This window comes from Paenibacillus sp. GQ49 (assembly GCF_059759055.1).
Genome location: NZ_JCAXEL010000022.1, coordinates 44068 through 63996, shown reverse-complemented (window position 1 = coordinate 63996; position 19929 = coordinate 44068). Strand labels below are relative to the sequence as shown.

The following is a 19929-nucleotide window of genomic DNA, read 5'->3' as shown; positions in this document are numbered from 1 at the left end:
GCCAAAGGCTGAGTGGGTTCCTTGTATGAATAAAGTGAACATTAGTGCTCCTTTGGCTTGCTGGCGCGAAACCACGCGTTAACCTCCGATGTGATCTGATCTCCCCCCAGCTTGCGCCAGTTCTCAACGAATTGATCAAACTCATCTATCGACCTGCCTAGAATAATGTTCATATAGGCTTCAAGCTGAAGATCCCGAAGAATAATTTGTCGATCAACCATCGTGTCCGTAATTCCGCCCGTGAATTGATCATAGAGAAGTTGGCCGTTCTTCTCGTAAGAATCTGCAATGCTAAAAGCACCCGAAGGCCCATAGGTTTGTTTCCAGCCCCAGCCGCTCTCTACATCTTCCAATTCATAGGCCACAATGCGTTTGTGAATGGCGAGAGCTTCATTCTGCAGAGCCGAGAAGTCTCCTGTACTTCTGGCATCCCGAATTTGTTTGTATGCATCTATATTTTTATTACCTGGAAAAGGAGTTACCGGTGAAAGCATCCACACAGCTCGAGAGTCGTCATTGTAGTATGTTTCATACTGTGCCTGATCCCCCCAGTTGATGTCCAGATGCAGATTCATGAGCTTTACAACAACTTCCGGATTAGAGAAGCCCTTTTTTACAGCAAAGTATTGCCCAGTGTTGGAACGTAGCGGTACGAACAGACTCCGGTCCGACTTGGCAACAATCGGATATGCCTGCCATTCTACATCTATACCTGTATTTGTATCTGTATCACGGGTGCTCTGAAGCATAAAGGATGTCCACTGTTCGCCGTAAAGCATCCCTATTTTTCCATCTTGAACCAGACGAAACGCCTTGTTTCCACTTTTATAACCGAAATCCGGATCAAGTTGGCCTTCACGATACAACGTTTGCAGTGCTTTCAGAGCCTCCCGAACTTCAGGCTGTATACCTCCATAAGTGAGGTTTCCTTCTGCATCTTTAACCCATATATTAGGGTAGGCACCGTAGCCGGACATCAACCCTGCAGCTCCCATAACTGGATCCCATAGATGGTTTGTTAGCGCAAGTCCGTACGTATCATGCTCTCCGTTCCCGTCGGGGTCCTCCTCTGTAAACGCTTTCGAAACCTGGAGAAGCTCTTCCATCGTTTCAGGCGGCCGTAGCCCCAGTTGCTCCAACCAATCGGTTCTAATCCACAGGTACTGCGCTGTCTCAATGGAGGAAGATGATTCGGGAATAGCCATGAGTTTGCCATCAATGGTTGCCGCATCAAATGCGCCTCTTCCCTCCGCCTCCAATATACTCTTTGTAAGTGGGGAAGCATACTCTTGGTACATATGGGTTAAATCTTCGATCATTCCAGCGTTGCTCAGTTGTCTAAGTTGATATGGATTAACTTTCACCACATCTGGAAAACGTCCTGCAGCAAGGGATACACCCAACTTCTGATTGTATACATCTCCATTAGCAATCCAGTCATAGTGAATTTGAATACCTAGCTCTTTCTCGTACAAACGAGTCCAGCGATTATCCAGTATCGTCTCACCAGATAACTGACTAATCATGCGCTCAAGGTCATCTCCAGTTTCCCTGACAAAAGAGACCACGATGGGAGGAGAATACCTCTCAAACGTAGCGGGAAGTTGAATCTGCTGCCCATCTTGCTGCGGATGATGTTGTTTGCTATTACCTTCGGTATGACCTGCTGGTATGGATACAGCAAGGAACAGAATGAAGGTCCATCTTGTTATGTCCAGACATCTCTTATACATGACGACATGCCCCCAGTTCGGTTTGAACAACTCTCTTCTCTCTGTCAACTTTAATCCATATCATTGTACAACAACTTGTACTCATTGAATACGAAAAGCCGCCATTGGGCGGCTTTTCGTATTTTTATTGTTACTCAACAGGATTAATCACACGATATTCGAAATTCGAAAAGTCAGCTGTTCCTCCAACTATTTCCGTTGAATATACAAACAACCCCGTCCGGCAACCCATAAAATGATCCAGTTTATATATCATTTTGTGGACAATCCCTATATCTCTCCATTCAACCCCATCGAAATAGGCAAAAGAGCACTCATCCAGATTGTTCTCAAAATTTCCGAATGCTTTTAGTTTAACTACTGGATCTGATACCGGGATACGTTCATGTTCAGTGGCTGGCTTCTGGTCGATCAGATTGCCAAATATGGTGGAATCCTCACTATCTCTGGCATGCATGACCAAGTAAAACTTGCTATCCTGCTTCGTGAGAGCGATCATACCGTACGAACCGATCAGAAAGCACAACCCGGCATAATCCCCATCATTCAGACGACTGCCGTCAAGCGTAACCATTGCTTCGCAAGCGGGCCCCATTGAACGCTGGGTTAGTGTGTTGACCGCAAACGTCAGATTTGGGCTGATCTGTCCCGTTCGAACACGATACACCCCCGATTTCTCTGTAACGGACCAAAGTTCATGATTAGGTGTATGATTCCATTGCCAAAAATCACGGATGCGGATGCTTCCATCTTCTTCGGGTTCATAATTGAAACTGTCGCTACCCACTAACGGGTTATAACGGTGCTCTGGTCTCGTGCTCGGGATATCAATCTGCTTCGGCGCTTTGCTTGCAAAGACCGGTATACCTTGATCAAAGTGTAGCGGAACCAAAACAGGAACCCGGCCAACAGCCCCATGATCCTGAAACAGCATTGCATACCATACTCCATCCGGCGTATCCACGATACCGCCCTGAGCAACACCTGAATTGAAATAATCCATATCGTCATTGAATACTTCTCCACCAGTGAAGACATCTTCCAGAGAGTCTGCCATATAAAACGCCTGTGTTCTACGTCCGGAAGCTTTCGTGATATGAATCAGGAACACAATATATTTACCATTGATCTTGTAAAAATGTGCTCCTTCATAACCAAGGTGATGAGGCTGCTCGTCTTTTACAATCAAGCGATGCACTCCACCAGGTTTGGGACCGGACAGATCAGAGCTTAATTCGGTCAGATAGATCTCGGTATTACCGTACACGAGATATGCTCGTTCATCATCGTCAAAAAATAAGGAGCAATCATGGTAAAACCCTTCCACGATCTGCTTCTTCCAAACTCCCGAGATGGTGGGGGACGTATACAAGTATGTCTTTCGGGTATCATTTGCAACAAAGATCACATAGAACATCCCTTGATGATAGCGGAGCGATGCAGCCCACATGCCTTTGCTATAAATGTGCTGACCATCCACCAGCCGTTGTGCAGGTGTATCGTCCAATGTGTCGTATACATATGTGGCTACTTCCCAATGGATCAGATCATATGAGCGCAGGATGACACATCCCGGCATCATGTGCATGGTTGTACTGACCATATAATATGTGTCCTCTACACGAATAACGTCAAGATCGGGGTAATCGGCCCAAATAATCGGATTCGGAGACATGCTTTAATTACACCTCATTTTGTCTGTTAAACTTCCATTCTCTCAAAAGGATGGTTGAGCTGTCTGTTGAACTTTTAAACTTAATATACAAGTCTTGCACACCTTTCGCACCCGTAACATTAGTTGTTAGTTCCATCCATTGAAGCGATCCGGTCGCAGGCGGAACAATGATTTCTCCAATTAACGGTCCATCTGCACGATCAAGTCGAAGTTCCAACGTACCTTCGGTTCCTTGATTCGCAATCGTGGCTGTGAAGTTTGTGGGTCCCTCACTTTCAAAGTCGACCTTAGATATAGCTATCCAGCTGTCATTTTGCAGCTTAGCGGAGATCATATTCGAATCTGATGCAGACATCTCACCAGAGTCAAGATATTGCTCTGTTGATACTCTGCTACTCCATCCAATCGTCGAACCGCTTACCCACCCATAGGGATCGAAGCACTTGATTTGATCTACGCCCTGATAATCTGCATGTACCTTCTTGATCTTACCCGTGGCCTCATCATGCTCGACTCGATTCAGATGTGTTGAACGGTAACCTTCGGGGATATTCATGGCTTGGCATAATGTCTGAGCATGATAGGCAATGTACCACTGATCCGATAGTTGAAATATAGCATGGTGATTGTTGCCGCCAACATCAAAAAAGTGGCCCGGATTCTGGAGCAACGTTCCCTGATATGTCCATGGCCCCATTGGCTGAACACTGGTCATATATGCAATTTCACCAGGTGGTGGGCTGCCCTCTGGCCGATCACCCTCAACAAAATTGGAACAATACGTAAAGTAATAACTATTATTATATTTATGTATCCCTGAATCTTCAAACATATAAGGCGCCTGAATAACCTTCGCTTTGCCAACAACGCTGATCATATCTTCTCCCAATCGCATAACTCTTGCCGTATCCGGTCTTTCTGCTTTCCCCTGTGGAATACCACCACCGAAATATATATAGGCCTGATGATCATCATCTACAATGACAGCCGGATCGAATAGCCAGGTTACTTCCTCCACTCCCGGCGTCTCTCTTGTAATAAGTGCCTTTCCTATAGGGTCTATCCATGGACCTACAGGTGTGGGGGCAGACAGTACACCTATTCCACTGGCATTGTTGGCGAAATAAAGAAAGAAACAGTCCTTGCCATCCAAGATTCGATGAGCAGCTGCCGGGGCCCAGGATTGTGAAGCCCATGTTGCTGCGCCTTGAGGTCCAGCCACTCTGATCTCTCCATGATCGGTCCAGTTGATTAAGTCATCCGAAGAAATGACCGTAATCCGGTTGATTGAACTGTAGCTGTTTTTCTGAGGAAGACCGTCCTTATCATATTCCAGCTTATCACTAGTCATATATAAGTAGACTCGATTGTTAAATACCAAAGCATAGGGATCGGCTCCGAATTTGTGGGCCACCAGAGGGTTACCGTTGGGACGAAGCTTTCCAATCTCCCCTGGAATACGCTCCATATTGGCAGCTTGATCTTGCTTTTGCTCACCAGCTTGTGGTGTAGAATGATGATTCATCAACAGAATCCCCCTATAATTGTTTTTAGTTGTGCCTTTTTACGAGAAAGCGTTTGCAATACAAAAGGTATCGTGATAGGATGATTACATTTTAAGGTAAGCTGAGTACAATTTCATTGCGTTAACCGCTGTATTTATTGCGTGAAATGACGGGAGGTACTTCATGAGTGGATCCTCTGAGTGTTTTTATGATCCCATCCAGCCTGAGCTCTTATATCTGCACAGCATAACGAAGTATAAGCTGGAAACGATCTATCATCGCCATAATGCATACGAAATCTACCTGTTTCTTCGTGGAAACGTTCACTTTTATGTAGATAATCGATGTTACCATGTACAGCCTGGTGATCTGCTTGTGATGTCACCCGAGGAGATGCACCGAGCCTTTATTCTGGATGAATCTGATTATGAGCGAATTACAATCAATCTCAAAAAAACATATCTATTTCAGCTTTCCACACCATCAACCAATCTATCGTCATGTTTTGACCATCGCCCCAAAGGTACAGGAAACATAGTACATTTAGACGACTATAACTTGAAGCAGATGCTGCAATGTACGAACGAACTGGAAGGATTGCTTGCTTCTGATGCTTATGGCACCGATATCAAAATAAATGCAGCCGTAGCCCAATTGTTGGTCATGATTAACGTCTGGTTTCATAACAATTCCTTTGTTCCCAATGACATTATGCCTGAACTGGTTCGTGAAACCATGGATTATATTGAAACACATCTGAATCAAGATATTACACTTCGCAAACTTGCCGAAGTGTTCTACATGAACAGTACTTATATCAGCCGCCAGTTCAAAAAGCATACTGGATTAACCATCCGTTCCTACATTTTGGGTCGTCGTATTGAACGGGCCAAATTCCACCTGTCTGAAGGAATGAGTATTACGGATGCATGCTTTCAATCAGGATTCAGTGACTATGCCAATTTTATTCGCAGTTTTACCAAAATGGTCGGTATCTCCCCCGGTAGATATATCAAACAAAGACGTGATGCAATGGAAGCACTGCCAAGATAATGATGAGCTCATTCAATGTAAACTAAAAAACATCAAACCATCCTGCATGGCTCGATGTTTTTTAGTTCTTGATATGCTTCGGATCTGCAAACAATTCATTATTGTGATTATATCCGCAAGTTAATTGATCTCTTTTCCCGTCCACAATCGAACGCGATCTTTAATCCACTCCGTATACTGCTGTTCCATGGCTACTGCACCTGCATTATCAAGTTCGGCAATCATATTGTCATATATGCCTTCAAAGGCACTTGGAGAGGATGTAATCGCTTCGGCGATCCGTTTCTGAATAATATCCTGCGTTTTCTGATACACAACGTTATAATCCCCGCTATCCGAAGGAATCGGCATATTGTAAGCCGCGCCCCACTCTTTCACCGGAAACTCCTCTTCGGATGGGAACAATTCCTTCCATGTAGTGATGCCATAACCTTTCAAAGCTTCTTTTTCCTCATCAGAATAACTTTGCTGAATCTGTTCAGGATAATTCGTTGTATAATAGTTATCCGTTGAATCTTTGACGCCATCCCCGTAGTGAGCACCAAAAATGTAATACAAGCCTACTCCGGTTTCTTTGGTGAATGTGTTATTGTCTTTGTTTTTACGTTCCTGTACATCGGCCGGGATGGTGCGAGCACCGTCTTCCACGTTATATTGCTCGCCTTCAACGCCCCAGTTTCTCAATACTTGCCCTTCTTCAGAAGACATCCAATCCAAAAATTTAATAGCACGGACAGGATCTTCACAATCTACCGTTATGCCAATGCCATAACCGTCAAAGCCAATATTCTGGAAATCTTTACGCTGAAAGTTGTCATCTAGCGTGACCGGATAGAATCCGTAGGTCATGTCGTCTTTCCCTGCACTTTTCAAAGCATTTTCCGCATCACTGAATCCCCAGCTTGGATCAAGCAAGGATAACACGCGACCACTGGCGATTTTGGACTTATACTGGTCATCCTTCTGAACAAAACTGTCCTTGTCCAGCAAGCCTTCATTGTACATCTTGTTCAACCAGCGGAAATATTCCTTTTCATCTGAGCGTTTGTAATGCAGAACGGCTTCATATGTGTCAGGATCGATGAAATACTCGCCATCTCCCGGGCCACCCGTTGACATGGCAGCGGGGTCAGTCACCGTAATCATGCGTCTCCAGCCATCCGCACTAAGCGTTAGTGGAATCGTTGGCTGCCCATCCTCTGTTGTCGGATGCTTCTCGTAAAAGTCACGTAGCACATTTTCTAAATCGTTTAAGGTTTTGATCTCAGGATACCCGAGTTCCTTGACTACACGATGTTGAATGGCAGTACCATTCGTCGCATCAAAGCTGACCTGATCGATTGCACCATTCGTTGGAATCCAATAGATTGAAGGATCGTCATTACTATATTTCAACCGATTGAAGTGCTCACCGTAGATCTTTTTCAAGTTGGGGGCGTGTTCTTCGATCAGATCCGTCAAATCAATCATTGCCCCGGCATCAACGAGTCTGGTCAAGTTACCTTTGGGGAAAATCAAATCCGGATAATCGCCGCTGGCAGCCATCAGGGAAATGCGGTCGTTTCCGCCTCCGCTCGAAATATCGAATTCTGCATCAATACTTACACCGGTTTCTTCCGTAATTTTCTTCCCTACAGCATCCTGCATTTTGTTCCAGTTGGGACTTGCATCTGCGCCGAAGAAGGTAAATGTGATCGGGCTGTTGAGGTCACTCGTATTTGATTCGGAATTCTCTCCAGCGTTTCCGCAACCGGCGGAAACTAACACAACACTTGTTACGAGACATGCTCCTAGCATTTTTGAAATGGCTCTCATTATTTTTCTGCCCCCTAAATGATGTTAGTCGTAATAACCAATCCAGACATTACGATGGTTCACTTTGAAATAGTATACGCTTACATGTTCAACCGTTAGTAAACGACTACAATCCTGCCTACCCTATTCCATGTTTAAAGTATAAGGAAGTCTAATCACCCCAACCTTGATTATTAAGCCATGAAAATAGCATGATCTAGACATGAGTCTCAGTAAAAATGTAAAGACCAAAAAAGCGATGGTTGCCCATCGCCTCATAAAGCCAAAGCTACTTTTCAATAATATAATTCCAACGTAAATCCTAGGACCTCCCCTTCAACTTCCCGCAACAATTCCATTAGTTGGTCAGCGTAATCTCCAAGAATCTCTTTGCTTTTCTCAAAACCAATCCATTGAACAGTAAGCGGCATGCTTACAGCCCCAGTTAAGACATCCCATAGTGCGTCCAAATTGCCTCCATAGCTCTCGTCTAACTCAAGCTGGTTCTGCAAAATTTGATGAAACTCTTCCTTGCTGTGAAAGTCGTTTCCGTTAATCTGAATGATGCTCATATCATTTCCTCCGTTTATTTTAACTGTTCAAATGACTTGTAATGATCTGTCGTCTGGTAGATTAAACCGTCATTCGAGTATAGAATTCGGTCGCTTCCGCGCCGTCCTCCTGAGTAATTTATATCGGCTTCGTACCAGATCCGGCCTTTTTTGTTGGGGAGTATTCCTTCCCGGTTCCTGAACACGTCGCCGCCGATGCTTTTGCCTGGAGCGACTTCTCGCAGGTTACCTTCACTTGGTTCCCAGCCCAGTTCTCTGGCCTCTTTCTTGGTAATGTAATTTGGTGGGAGTTCATTGTGCTCCGAGATATAGTCGGCAATCTCATCAAATCCCATATCCTCCGAAACTTGAGGTGATCCAAGATCACGCAAAGACTCTGACGTACAACCTGAGAACAATAATGCAGCGAGGATGATCACTAACGTGTAAGCAAATTTTCTGAAAAACATAATCTTTTCTCCTTTTGATGTTCTTGCTCTTGCTGTCTTCCGTTTTGGTGCTATTTCGATGACAATGCTTCTAATGTTAACGATTTGTGGTAAACAAAGCAATTCTGTAAGCCTATTATGGAGTTGAAATTCAATCAATAAAAACTGTTACCCTGCTCCATTGAAGCATTATTTTTATTCTACAACAAAAAAAGCCGCTAAAATAGCGACTTTAATCGTACCACGATCATTACCATTCAACACATTCATTTAGTACATTATTTTAATTTACTCATCCAGTTCTCTAGGGCTATAACTACCTCTTCCAACTGCTTTTCTTCTGTAATTGCAGGTTGATTATCTCCTTTTTGCATGCCATATGAGCCAAATTGACCGTGATTTCCACCCTCAATACTCACATATGTCGTGTCTTCCGGAAGATTTGCTTTGGAGTTCTCCCAGTCTTCCCAGTTAAGCACTCCGTCATCCAAACCTGTAATCTGTAAGATAGACAAGTCCGTATTCTTCAAGCTCCCCCCTTCATCTGCATAGGAAGCCAAGAAAAAGACGCCTTCCAAATTCGCATTGTGCTCCGCAGCATATCGTGATGCAAATGATCCTCCCAATGAATGGCCGCCAATTACAAATGCTTCGTCAGGATGTTCCTCGATAAAGGAATCAGCCTTGTTTTGACCGAAAATCGCCAAGTTTATTGGCATGTTTGCGATATATACGCGGTGACCCTGTTCTGCCATTTCTCTGGCAAGTGGAGAATAACTTTCAGGTTCAACCAGACCGCCTGGATAAAAAATAATATTCAGTTTGGTTATCTCTGTACCCACGGGTTCAAATCGGTAACCGTCCTTAATCTTGGCGACATTAACCTGAGCATCACTTGTCATCGCCGTTTCAGCTCGCTCAGAGGGACTATACGTAACCGAATTAATATATACGTAAACGCCGGCCACGATGATAACAATGGACAAGATGGTCCACATAATTATTTTCTTCCATTTGTTAGTACGTTGTGCTGTTTTCAACCTTAAAACCACCTTAGTATGAGGATAATGATATGCCTTTTTTAACTCTTCATAATTATACTTACCGGTAAGTATAATTACAAGATGATTTTGCTTACTATCGTTATTTGTCATAAAATATTCATGGAGGGAAGTTCAATGACAGAAAAAAAACACAAACGTTTGCCTGGAAGACCCAAACATGGCAACGACGATATCTCAATTCAGCAAACCATTATTCAAACTGCTTCACAGTTATTCATGGAGTATGGCTACGAAACAGTCACGCTTCAGCAAATTGGCAAAACATGTAGCGTGTCAAAGCCAACCATTTATTATCATTTCACCAGCAAACCAGAGCTTTTTAAGGTTGCCTTTACAACGATGTTACAGAATGTGAGCCGGTTAACCTCGCATATCCTTGATCAAGCCGAGAATCTGGAGTCGGGGCTTGTTCGTCTGGCAGAGGCCAGACTGGGAAATCCACATGCGGAGATTGAAACCATGCTGAGAGAAGCTGAACCTTTTCTTGAACCAGCACAAATTCAGGATATACGCAACGCGGAGCATCAGATTCACGAAGTGTTAGCCTCCCATTTCCAACGGGCAATGGATGAAAACAGACTGCGAACGGACGATCCATTTTTCCTCGCAGAGACTTTCTCGACATTGATGTTAATGGGTAACCGGGAAGATAACCTGCATAAATATGGTTCCAACTTTTCTCTAGGCCAGAAGCTAGTAGATATTTTCATTCGCGGAGCGCAGTAAAAATTCAGGGCAACAAGGAGAGTTGACATGAATATCCCTAAAGGAACCTATGGGTTTCGATTTGCGGAAGACAAGGAGCTCCAACTGTGTGTACTGTATGCGGCTGGATGTGATTCAATAACCGATCCTTCTTATCATTGGGATGGACTCGAACGTTCGGACGGGCCTCTCCTGTTATTCCAATATACAATCTCGGGTGAAGGTGTATTTGAGTCGAATAATCGCATTCATCATGTTGCCGCAGGACAAGCTTTTTTGGCAGAAATTCCAGGGCCACATCGCTATTACTACCATTCAGCATCAAAAGAACCTTGGGAGTTTCTGTTCCTGCTGTTCAGGCCCACTCTTATTCTGCCCCATTGGCGAAAATTCCTTCGGGAAGCTGGAGAAGTTCCCTATCTTCCCGCTGATTGCACACCCATCCGACTGTTGCGGATGATCGTGACTGATGCGGCGGCAGGCAGAATCACTGATCCTATGATCGCATCATCCAGCGTATATCAGTTCATGACAGAATTGACACGATTACAGAAAACAACATTGCGCAACAGGGAGATTTGGTCTGAAAACATTCAAATAGCCGTTGAATACATAGAAAACAACTACTCCACGATGATCAGTATTGATCACCTTGCGGAGCATGTTTCCCTTTCCAAATATCACTTTATACGTCGCTTTTCCGCAAGTACGGGCTTGACGCCAGGTGTTTACCTGACCCGTGTACGTACCGAGAAAGCAATGGAACTGCTGCGCGGAACTACTCTTAGCATAGAAGTCATCGCCGAGCAAGTCGGATATTCCAGCGGAAGTTATTTTATCAAAGCCTTTCGCAGCATAACCGGCGTTACCCCAGGTGAATTTCGCAGTGGCGGAGAAAGCCTTGTGTACCGTAAATTGTTCTTCGATTAACCGCAATATTTTACTATTCCACACTCAACATTACTGTAGATATTAATAAAATCCTTTATTATGATGAATTGAGCGAGAGCAATAATTAATCCATAAAGGAGCATTCCCATGAATCATACGCTTGCAGCATCAACTCCACCACTTGGCTGGAACAGCTGGGATTGTTACGGCGCAGCCGTTACGGAAGAAGAAATTCGTGGCAACGCCGAGTACATGGCAGAACATCTTAAAGACTTCGGCTGGAGCTATATTACGGTTGACATTCAATGGTACGAGCCTTTGGCCAATTCTTCGCAATATCGTCCGTTCGTTCCACTAATCATGGATGAATATTCCCGGCTTATGCCTGCCGAGAATCGGTTTCCCTCCGCTGCAGGTGGACAGGGATTTAAGCCATTAGCCGACTACGTTCATAGTCTTGGGCTGCAATTCGGCATTCACATCATGCGTGGTATTCCACGTCAAGCTGCACATGCGGCTACTCCGATTCTGGGTACAACCGCCACTGCACGCGATATTGCTCATCCGAACTCCATCTGCCCCTGGAATACAGATATGTATGGTGTCGATAGCTCGAAAGAAGGCGCACAAGCCTACTACGATTCGCTTTTTGAACTGTATGCACAATGGGGCGTTGACTTGGTGAAGGTCGACGATATTGCTGCTTCAAGGCTCTATGACACCCATCAGCCAGAGATCGAAATGATATCCAAAGCGATTGAACGCTCTGGTCGGCCCATGGTACTGAGTCTCTCTCCTGGCCCTGCCCCGGTGGAATACTCAGAATTCTTGGCTGATCATGCCAACATGTGGCGTGTCACGGACGATTTCTGGGACCTCTGGCCGTTGTTATTGGATATGTTCGACCGCTGCCGGACGTGGCAGGGCATTCCCAAAGCAGGCTGCTGGCCAGACTGTGATATGTTGCCTTTGGGTCATATCGGTATTCGTTCTGTAGACGGTGGTGGAGCAGATCGCTGGACTCGGTTCACACCAGACGAGCAGCTGACGATGATGTCGCTGTGGAGCATCTTCCGATCCCCTCTCATCTTTGGTGGTGAACTGCGAGATAACGATGACTGGACACTATCCCTGCTAACTAATCGTGAGGTTCTGCGAATGCATCGCGAGAGTTACGGAGCCAGAGAAGCCTTACGCAAAGGAGATCTTATTGTATGGAAAGCTCAAAGTAATGAAGGCTCCTCCTACGTCGCTGTATTCAACATTGGGGAGAATCCTCTCCAAGTGGATCTGATTATTGAAGAGATTGGCCTGTCGAATATTACCGAAGGTATCGAATTGTGGAGCGGAGAAGTAGCTGATTTCACAGAGAATGCCTTACATACAACTGTGCCAACGCATGGTGTACGCCTCTATCGGTTTTCTTAAACTTACAAATGAAAGAGAGGTTTGTCATGAATAGACAGACCTCTCTTTCATTTCATGTTCATCGTCAAGATGGACCTGATTGATTCGAATTTTTAATGGTAACGACGGCTTTTCCTTTTACACGACCTTCTCCAAGATCTCGAATTGCCTGAGCCGCTTCACTTAACGTGTACTCCCGATCAACAATAGGTACGACTTGACCTGATTCTACAAGCTCTTTCCATACTTCCTGGTCCGCATGGTTTGGTTTATGGACGAGAATGATTATTTTTTTGCGTTCAAGCCCGGCAACTAACGGTGCCCACATCAGATTGACAAGGATGCGCGGCATAGGGCCTCCGATCATTACATACTTGCCACCACTCACTAATGCGCGCTTCAAAGAAAAAACCGACTGCTTGCCGATGACATCAAGAATCAGGTCGTATTGCTCTCCTCTTGCAGTGAAGTCCTCTTTTCTATAATCCAACACATGGTCAGCTCCCAAAGCCAGTAGCATATCCAGCTTCTCGTCGCTGTCAACGCCTGTCACTTCAGCTCCATGCAATTTCGCATACTGGATGGCAAATGTTCCGACTCCGCCACCGGCGCCATTAATAAGAACACGTTGCCCCTGTTGCAGCCCTCCTCGATCACGAAGGCCTTGCAACGCCAGAACGGCTGCTTGAGGGATGGCCGCTGCCTGCACAAAATTGATACCAGCAGGCTTTGATGTCAGGGCATTCTCGGCGGCACATACATATTCCGCGAATCCTCCCCAGTTGCAACCGGAAAGATCCCCGAACACTTCGTCTCCTGGTTTGAATCGTTTGGCAGAAGCTCCAACCGTAATTACCCGCCCTGCTATATCTGCCCCAAGAATCCGATATCGAGGCTGCCGAAACGCGCCGATGCGTGTAACGAAAGGTTTCCCACGAAGAAGGTCCCAATCCCAGGAATTTACCGAAGTGGCATGGATCTCAATTAACACTTCATGATCCTTGGGTACAGGGATGGGTACTGTTTCAATTCGAAGCACTTCTGGTGTTCCGTAGGTATCATACACCATCGCATTCATTGTGTGATTGCCCCACTCGCCGGGTAATTCAGCATGATTCATTTGTTCTCCCATGATCATTCTCCATTCGATAAACGTATGTGTATCCATATCCTGTATCCCGCTTAGGAAGTATTTGTTTCCATTGAAACTACGCATCCAGCCTTTCCCGTCAAACAACTGATACGTTTTACATATTCAGCGGTTTCAATAGATATAGCCGATTGTAGTAGCTGGTATAACCGAGCATTTGCCGTGGGATTGGATTAACTTGAAGAATTTTCTCAGGAATATACCTATTTTGAATAATTAAGCGGACTATAGATAGATTGTTATAGGAAACAAGCGTTTATAGAGAATTGCATTATGCCTACAATGATATGCTCCCCATATAGTAGACAGGTGAAATAATAAAAACCTGTTGCTATATGAGGAGCATATCAGTTTCTTTTTGTTTTACAATTTGTCGTCCAGCTTAGAAAGCTTCTGCGAAATCAAAATAAGTCTCCATATTATGAGTTTTGCTGATGTCTTGATTCGTCTTTGATTTCTTCACGGAATCCGGAAATGCTATGTTTACGGCGTTCGTTTTTTTCCCCGTAATCTTATGTTAGTGATACTCAGCAATGAATGAAATCTGCGCATAGTTATCATAATAATCAATGTACCCTTAAAAGCAAATTGAATCGGTAATTGGAGGCTTGGATCATCTTGCGAGAATTCATTCTTTCTCTTGTGCTCTTTGTACTTAGTGTTTGCTTTGTTATAATTATGGATCTGCTAATTGGATTGCCCTTCCATGTTTCCCTTACAAATATCATTTCTCCTTTCACATTCATGACGCCCCAGGAGTTGACCATCATTTCCCTCGTTATGCTTTATGTAATAACAAAACCGATCGTTCTTCATTTCATGGAAAAAAAGTAACTCAAACAACGTGCATCACCGACCAGATTTGAAGCGTCTCCGTAATCCACCAACCATCAATAAAACGAATGGGATAATCACTCCAAACAAAATAAAAACTGTCTGCAACGCTGCATTCCCCTCCTCTATATGTTCGGCAAAACTGCTGGTGATCATCATTGAATTAAGTAAAATGAGAAGACCCATGGGCAGAATGAGCTTTCGGTGGTCTCGGATCTGAAACACATCTGCAGCTGCCATCACTCCAGCATAAAAAAAGATAGCAACTTTAAAAAAATCTCCGATAATCAATGTCAAAACTACAAAAACGTCCAGTCTCTGAATGAACTCACCGATATTGATCAAACTTATCATATTCAACATAGGGAAAGTGGCACGTCCGACGAGATCAGTGCCGAGCACGGCGATATTCAGCGCACTGGAATAGGAGAGAATGAATCCACTAATCAATACAGCGGTGAACCCTGCTCGAACCCCCTTTTTCGATTGATTCAAATAAGGCAACAGCATAGTGAAACAAATCACTTCACTGTGAGGGAATTGTATAGTTTGTTTCAATGTTGTTTTAATCACGGGGCCCCAACCATCGCCCAATACTGGAAAAAGTCGATTCATCTCAATTGCATCGGAAAAAAGCAAGAGTACGTTGCTCAGTAGTCCGACTATCCCCAAAATAACCAAAAATATTTGGGCCGTTCTTGCCAATACTTCAATCCCTTTATTCAAGACATATGCGACTGACATGATCATAACAGCGCTGATCACAATGATCGGAGTTTGATCTAACACTGAACTGACTAGCAAATCTGCGCCATCCCGTACATCCCTTGACGCTCCATAGAGAAAGAAGAGAATATAAAGCAGCCCTAATGTCAAGCCGATCCATTTGCCCAAAATCTCTCTTATGTAACCGGTAAGTGGAAGCTTTGGATAAAGACGAAAAAGGGCGGTGTATACAAAATAAAGGAGTAATCCTCCGCCAGTCCCCAACAGTATGGCCAACCAAGCGTCTTTTTCCGACTTTATTCCCAAACTGACCACCAGCGCAGTCCCCATGTCAAACAATATAATTAATGAGAACAATTGTCCTGGACTAATTCGCGGTTTTCCCAATCTGATTCACCTCCGTTTCGACTTTGTATTATTCCCTTTTCAAACGTACTAATATTTACGATCAGATTCGAATTTTCTGCGCACCTTTGCTGCCACCAATAAGATAATCGGGATGCCCACTCCAAACATCAAAAAAACGGTAACTAATAAAATGTCTCCTTCTTCGATTTGCTCCGCAAAGTTGCCGGAAAGCATCATGGATATCAATAAAATAATGATCCCGATCGGGTGAACGAGCTTTCGATAGTCCCGAATTTGAAACATATCTGAAGCCGCCATCACTCCAGCGTAAAAAAAGATAGCGACTTTAAAAAAATCCCCGACAATTAACGTCAGCACAACAAATACATCCATTCTCTGAATAAACTCACCGATATTGATCAAGCTGACCGTATGCAACAGAGGGAAGGTGGTTCGTCCGGCAATATCAGTCCCGAGTACAGCGATATTCGTTGCACTGGAGTAACTGAGAATAAGTCCGCTAATCAACACCGCCCCAAATCCTGCCCGAATCCCCATATTTGATTGATTCATGTAAGGCAGAAGCATGGTGAAACAAATCAATTCCTCATAAGGGAACTCAATCGTTTGTTTAAAAGTCATTTTTAAAACGGGACCCCAGCCATTTCCCAAAACCGGAAGCAGTCGGTCAATCTCGATTATTCCGGAAAAAAACATGAGTAAGTTACTTGCCAGCGCCAATATCGCCAAAATGACCAAAAATATTTGGGCTGTTCTTGCTAACACTTCAATTCCTTTGTTCAGGACGTACCCAATCGACATGATCATCACAACATTGACTACTAAAACCGGAGTTTGGTCCAACACTGAACTTATAAGCAAGTCTCCCCCTTCACGCAGATCTCTTGCTGCTCCATGGATAAAAAAAAGAATGTATAATAAACCCACGGGCCAGCCGAGCCATTTGCCCAAAATCACTCGAATGTAACCGGTGAGTGGAAGCCTGGGATATAAACGATAAAGTGAGGTGTATACAAAAAATATAACCATCCCCCCTAACGAACCAAGCAGAATGGCAAGCCAGGCATCATTTTCCGCTTTTGTGGCCAGAACGCGTATGATCGCGGTTCCCATGTCAAACAATACGATCAACGTAAACAATTTTCCTGGACTGATTTTCGCTTTTTCCATGCTCTATCCACCACCACTTTACTTCTCATCCTTCTTTAGGTCGAATAAATAAGGCTTGGTTATCTCCCCTGAACGCCGTATCTGCGATTCGACTTTCACCTCTACTTCGCATGTCGTGAAAATTTTGCTCCATTCCTTCTCCATCTTCTTCCACGCCTTCGGGTTCGCCCTTTCAACCGCTTCCCCAAAACCCAGAACATCTGTCTTCAGATCTTGTGCCTTACTGATTGCCCTTACCACTTCATCCTTCACCTTTTCATTCCACTGCTGTTCCAGTTTCCTGAGCTCTTCTGATTTTGATGGATCAATCGCACACATAACTTCCCCCACAGCACCCGTTTCACGAATATTTACGTATATTAGTGGTTGTTCCCCCTTAACTACTGCTTTGATTTTGGTTTTAGAGCTAGTGATTTCAATCGCAATGGTCTCTTTTTTCTCTTTGCAGTCGAGGTTAACAATCGTATTCTTCACTTTATTGTTAATCCATGAGACCCCTCGGGCTTCACCGTTTTTTAGCCACCCCACAAGTTTGCCCTCTTTAAAAAGGGCCATACCGCTGACAACCAATTCAGCAGGAACATCGGAGCGATCCAACATCGATTTATCATGTCCGAGTTGAGTCTCTCCGTTGAGTTTTATTCCACTGATTACCGGCCCTCCTCCTTTGGTTAGTAGCCCGTGGATGACATCATTGATCTCTACTTCGTAATTCTCTGCCAATACTTTTCCTGTTGTTTTTAGTTTCCCAAGGATCGCATTGGCTGGAATATTTTCAAGTGGAGTGAGCGTTTTCAAGATCGTTTCAGCGTCTGAGTCTCTTGCGATAAAAACTCTCGTCGTTAAGCGTGGTTCAGGATCCCGTTCCATCAGATCAAATACTTCATTCATTCCTTCTCTTGCCAATTCTTCACCTATGATCAAATCCCTCACATGTTGAACATTGATCCTGCGAGGCACTTTTTTCGATGCTCTTCTGAGTGCTTCCAGTAAGTTCTTTCCTGTGCCGGAGTATACAATAACCGGTACAGTTCCACCAGCTTTATCTCCCGCGATTTCTCTGGCGTTTACAATCTGAAACGAGAAGCGGTATTCGTTTTTATCCGGTACTTTATCAACTCCCATAGCCAAGGGTAACGCCAAGTCGTTTAGCTCCCGGTAATTCCAGCAACCTGCCAGAAAAAACATGCAAATAATCATTAGAGAAAGGACCCACGTTCTGGTTATCATGACGTTTCATCCCCTCCTTCTCATGTATTATCGTTTTGATCAGATAAAAGGATCTCATCCTTGAGTAAGGAAGACTGTTTAGAGTCCATTAAATGAGGACGCGTAATCGCCGATTTAAAAGGCGAGCGCCAAATCGTATCCTTTTGGCGACTTAGACCAAACGGTGCAAATGGTGACAGATACGGGATTCCAAAAGATCGTAAACTGGCCATGTGAGCCACGAGCATAATCATGGCTATGATAATCCCGTAAAAACCCAAGATGGACGCTGCAAGTATCATAGGAAACCGAATCAATCTGGCTGCGGTAGTGAGGGTATAACCCGGTATGGCAAAACTGGCAATACCGGTTAAGGAAACGATGATTACCATCATTGCAGTCACAACACCTGCTTGGACCGCTGCTTGCCCCAATACTACGGCCCCTACGATAGCAACCGCTTGTCCTACGGCCCGAGGCATGCGAATGCCAGCCTCCCGCATAATTTCAAATGCAAGTTCCATCAGTAATGCTTCGATCAATACAGGAAACGGAACCCCTTCGCGCTGGGCCAATAAGTTAATCACCAGAGGAGTCGGAATCATTTCGTGATGATATGCAGTCACCGCAATATATATGGATGGCACCAATATCACAATAAAAAAACTTATATAGCGTATCATTCTCATAAATATAGCCAAATCGAACCTTTGGTAGTAATCCTCCGCTGATTTAAAAAATTGCGAAAAGGTAGTTGGTAAAATCAAGGCGTTTGGAGTCCCGTCAACCAACACCACAATCCGCCCCTCAAGTAAACTCCCGGCCACTACATCTGGCCGCTCCGAATTAAAAACAGTCGGAAAGGGTGTATACGTTTGATCCTGAACCAACTCTTCGATATATCCCGATTCCAGGATGGCATCGATTCTGATGTCTTTTAAGCGTCGTCTGATTTCTTCCACAAGCTGATCTCCTGCAATCCCCTTAAGGTACATGATGGCAACTTCGGTCTGTGAAATATTACCGATATGCATTGATTCTAACCAAAGATTTGGGCTTTTCATTCTCCGTCGGATTAGAGAAATATTGGTTCCAATGGATTCAGTAAAGCTATCTTTTGGACCCCGAATATTTATTTCGGTTTCGGGTGGCGATATGCTTCTTTGCTCGCCGCCGCGAAGATTTCCGATGATGCAACTGTTGAGACCATGGAATAAAATGATGATGTCTCCCGATAAAATGGCATACATCATGCTATTCCAGTCACTTTGGACTTTTACATCGCCAACGGTCAATGCCCGAGTCATGATTAAGTCAAAGAGATTCTGTGAATTATTCGAATGCAGCAATGTGTCATCAACGGAATCGATCAATAAAGAACGTGCTACAAAATCATTGATTTTCTCCTTGTCGGACACCCCTTCCATGTAGACGGCCGCAACCTTGTTTTGTAAACTACTTGTTATTTGAAACGTACGGACAATTAAATCTGGACTATTTCCAAGTTCTTGTTTGATCTGTTGTAACATTTGATCCAAGTCTTGCTGAAGCTGATGGTTCCCCTCCTGAAACCCCATCTCATGGACGATTTCTTTTTTCTTATGTTCCTTTTTAGACTGAAAGAACCATTTTGATGACATGAAG

17 protein-coding genes and 1 pseudogene are annotated in these 19929 nt (G+C 44.2%); 5 read left to right on the top strand and 13 right to left on the bottom strand.

Going from position 1 to position 19929, the window contains the following annotated elements:
- Positions 1 to 41: 41 nt before the first annotated feature.
- From AC6CIF_RS26955 to AC6CIF_RS26945, 3 genes are all read right to left on the bottom strand, one after another.
- Positions 42 to 1733, bottom strand: coding sequence for an extracellular solute-binding protein (locus AC6CIF_RS26955; RefSeq protein ID WP_498202219.1), 1692 nt, complete (start codon positions 1731 to 1733; stop codon positions 42 to 44).
- A gap of 130 nt (positions 1734 to 1863) precedes the next feature.
- A complete protein-coding gene (locus tag AC6CIF_RS26950) occupies positions 1864 to 3408 on the bottom strand; it encodes a glycoside hydrolase family 43 protein (RefSeq protein WP_498202218.1) in 1545 nt (514 codons plus the stop codon).
- 7 nt (positions 3409 to 3415) lie between these two features.
- Complete coding sequence (locus AC6CIF_RS26945) at positions 3416 to 4933, bottom strand: glycoside hydrolase family 43 protein (RefSeq protein WP_498202217.1); 1518 nt, start codon at positions 4931 to 4933, stop codon at positions 3416 to 3418.
- A gap of 163 nt (positions 4934 to 5096) precedes the next feature.
- On the opposite strand from AC6CIF_RS26945, the gene AC6CIF_RS26940 reads away from it, so the two are divergent.
- Positions 5097 to 5966: an AraC family transcriptional regulator gene (locus tag AC6CIF_RS26940; RefSeq protein ID WP_498202216.1), complete on the top strand. Its 870-nt coding sequence runs from the start codon at positions 5097 to 5099 to the stop codon at positions 5964 to 5966.
- A gap of 120 nt (positions 5967 to 6086) precedes the next feature.
- Here AC6CIF_RS26940 and AC6CIF_RS26935 read toward each other — a convergent pair whose 3' ends face one another.
- The 4 genes from AC6CIF_RS26935 to AC6CIF_RS26920 form a co-directional block, all read right to left on the bottom strand.
- Entirely contained in the window at positions 6087 to 7781 is a 1695-nt protein-coding gene (locus AC6CIF_RS26935; protein ID WP_498202215.1) for an ABC transporter substrate-binding protein, read from the bottom strand.
- A gap of 275 nt (positions 7782 to 8056) precedes the next feature.
- Entirely contained in the window at positions 8057 to 8332 is a 276-nt protein-coding gene (locus tag AC6CIF_RS26930) for a barstar family protein (RefSeq protein WP_498202214.1), read from the bottom strand.
- A gap of 14 nt (positions 8333 to 8346) precedes the next feature.
- Positions 8347 to 8781: a ribonuclease domain-containing protein gene (locus AC6CIF_RS26925; protein ID WP_498202212.1), complete on the bottom strand. Its 435-nt coding sequence runs from the start codon at positions 8779 to 8781 to the stop codon at positions 8347 to 8349.
- A gap of 257 nt (positions 8782 to 9038) precedes the next feature.
- Positions 9039 to 9800 carry an alpha/beta hydrolase gene (locus tag AC6CIF_RS26920; protein WP_498202211.1) on the bottom strand — a complete coding sequence of 254 codons (762 nt, stop codon included), beginning with the start codon at positions 9798 to 9800 and terminating at the stop codon, positions 9039 to 9041.
- 138 nt (positions 9801 to 9938) lie between these two features.
- Here AC6CIF_RS26920 and AC6CIF_RS26915 point away from each other — a divergent pair, with 138 nt between their 5' ends.
- The 3 genes from AC6CIF_RS26915 (at position 9939) to AC6CIF_RS26905 (ending at position 12848) form a co-directional block, all read left to right on the top strand.
- The gene (locus AC6CIF_RS26915; protein ID WP_498202210.1) at positions 9939 to 10550 is read left to right on the top strand and encodes a TetR/AcrR family transcriptional regulator; all 612 of its coding nucleotides are present in this window, start codon (positions 9939 to 9941) and stop codon (positions 10548 to 10550) included.
- 27 nt (positions 10551 to 10577) lie between these two features.
- Entirely contained in the window at positions 10578 to 11459 is an 882-nt protein-coding gene (locus AC6CIF_RS26910) for a helix-turn-helix domain-containing protein (protein ID WP_498202209.1), read from the top strand.
- 108 nt (positions 11460 to 11567) lie between these two features.
- Positions 11568 to 12848: a glycoside hydrolase family 27 protein gene (locus AC6CIF_RS26905; protein ID WP_498202208.1), complete on the top strand. Its 1281-nt coding sequence runs from the start codon at positions 11568 to 11570 to the stop codon at positions 12846 to 12848.
- A gap of 64 nt (positions 12849 to 12912) precedes the next feature.
- Here AC6CIF_RS26905 and AC6CIF_RS26900 read toward each other — a convergent pair whose 3' ends face one another.
- Positions 12913 to 13995 (bottom strand): NAD(P)-dependent alcohol dehydrogenase, encoded by a 1083-nt coding sequence (locus AC6CIF_RS26900; protein WP_498202207.1) that lies wholly within the window; start codon positions 13993 to 13995, stop codon positions 12913 to 12915.
- A 401-nt stretch (positions 13996 to 14396) separates the two neighbouring features.
- Positions 14397 to 14471: pseudogene (locus tag AC6CIF_RS26895) on the bottom strand (small acid-soluble spore protein Tlp); the annotation flags it as partial.
- A gap of 106 nt (positions 14472 to 14577) precedes the next feature.
- On the opposite strand from AC6CIF_RS26895, the gene AC6CIF_RS26890 reads away from it, so the two are divergent.
- A complete protein-coding gene (locus AC6CIF_RS26890; protein ID WP_498202206.1) occupies positions 14578 to 14811 on the top strand; it encodes a YczF family membrane protein in 234 nt (77 codons plus the stop codon).
- Between the two features lie 15 nt (positions 14812 to 14826).
- Here the strand turns inward: AC6CIF_RS26890 and AC6CIF_RS26885 are convergent, their stop codons facing one another.
- The 4 genes from AC6CIF_RS26885 to AC6CIF_RS26870 are packed head-to-tail and all read right to left on the bottom strand — an operon-like array spanning position 14827 to position 19925.
- Positions 14827 to 15924 carry a GerAB/ArcD/ProY family transporter gene (locus tag AC6CIF_RS26885; RefSeq protein ID WP_498202205.1) on the bottom strand — a complete coding sequence of 366 codons (1098 nt, stop codon included), beginning with the start codon at positions 15922 to 15924 and terminating at the stop codon, positions 14827 to 14829.
- 48 nt (positions 15925 to 15972) lie between these two features.
- Entirely contained in the window at positions 15973 to 17076 is a 1104-nt protein-coding gene (locus tag AC6CIF_RS26880) for a GerAB/ArcD/ProY family transporter (RefSeq protein WP_498202204.1), read from the bottom strand.
- A gap of 18 nt (positions 17077 to 17094) precedes the next feature.
- Positions 17095 to 18306 (bottom strand): Ger(x)C family spore germination protein, encoded by a 1212-nt coding sequence (locus AC6CIF_RS26875; protein ID WP_498202203.1) that lies wholly within the window; start codon positions 18304 to 18306, stop codon positions 17095 to 17097.
- A gap of 20 nt (positions 18307 to 18326) precedes the next feature.
- Entirely contained in the window at positions 18327 to 19925 is a 1599-nt protein-coding gene (locus AC6CIF_RS26870) for a spore germination protein (protein ID WP_498202202.1), read from the bottom strand.
- Positions 19926 to 19929: the final 4 nt, after the last annotated feature.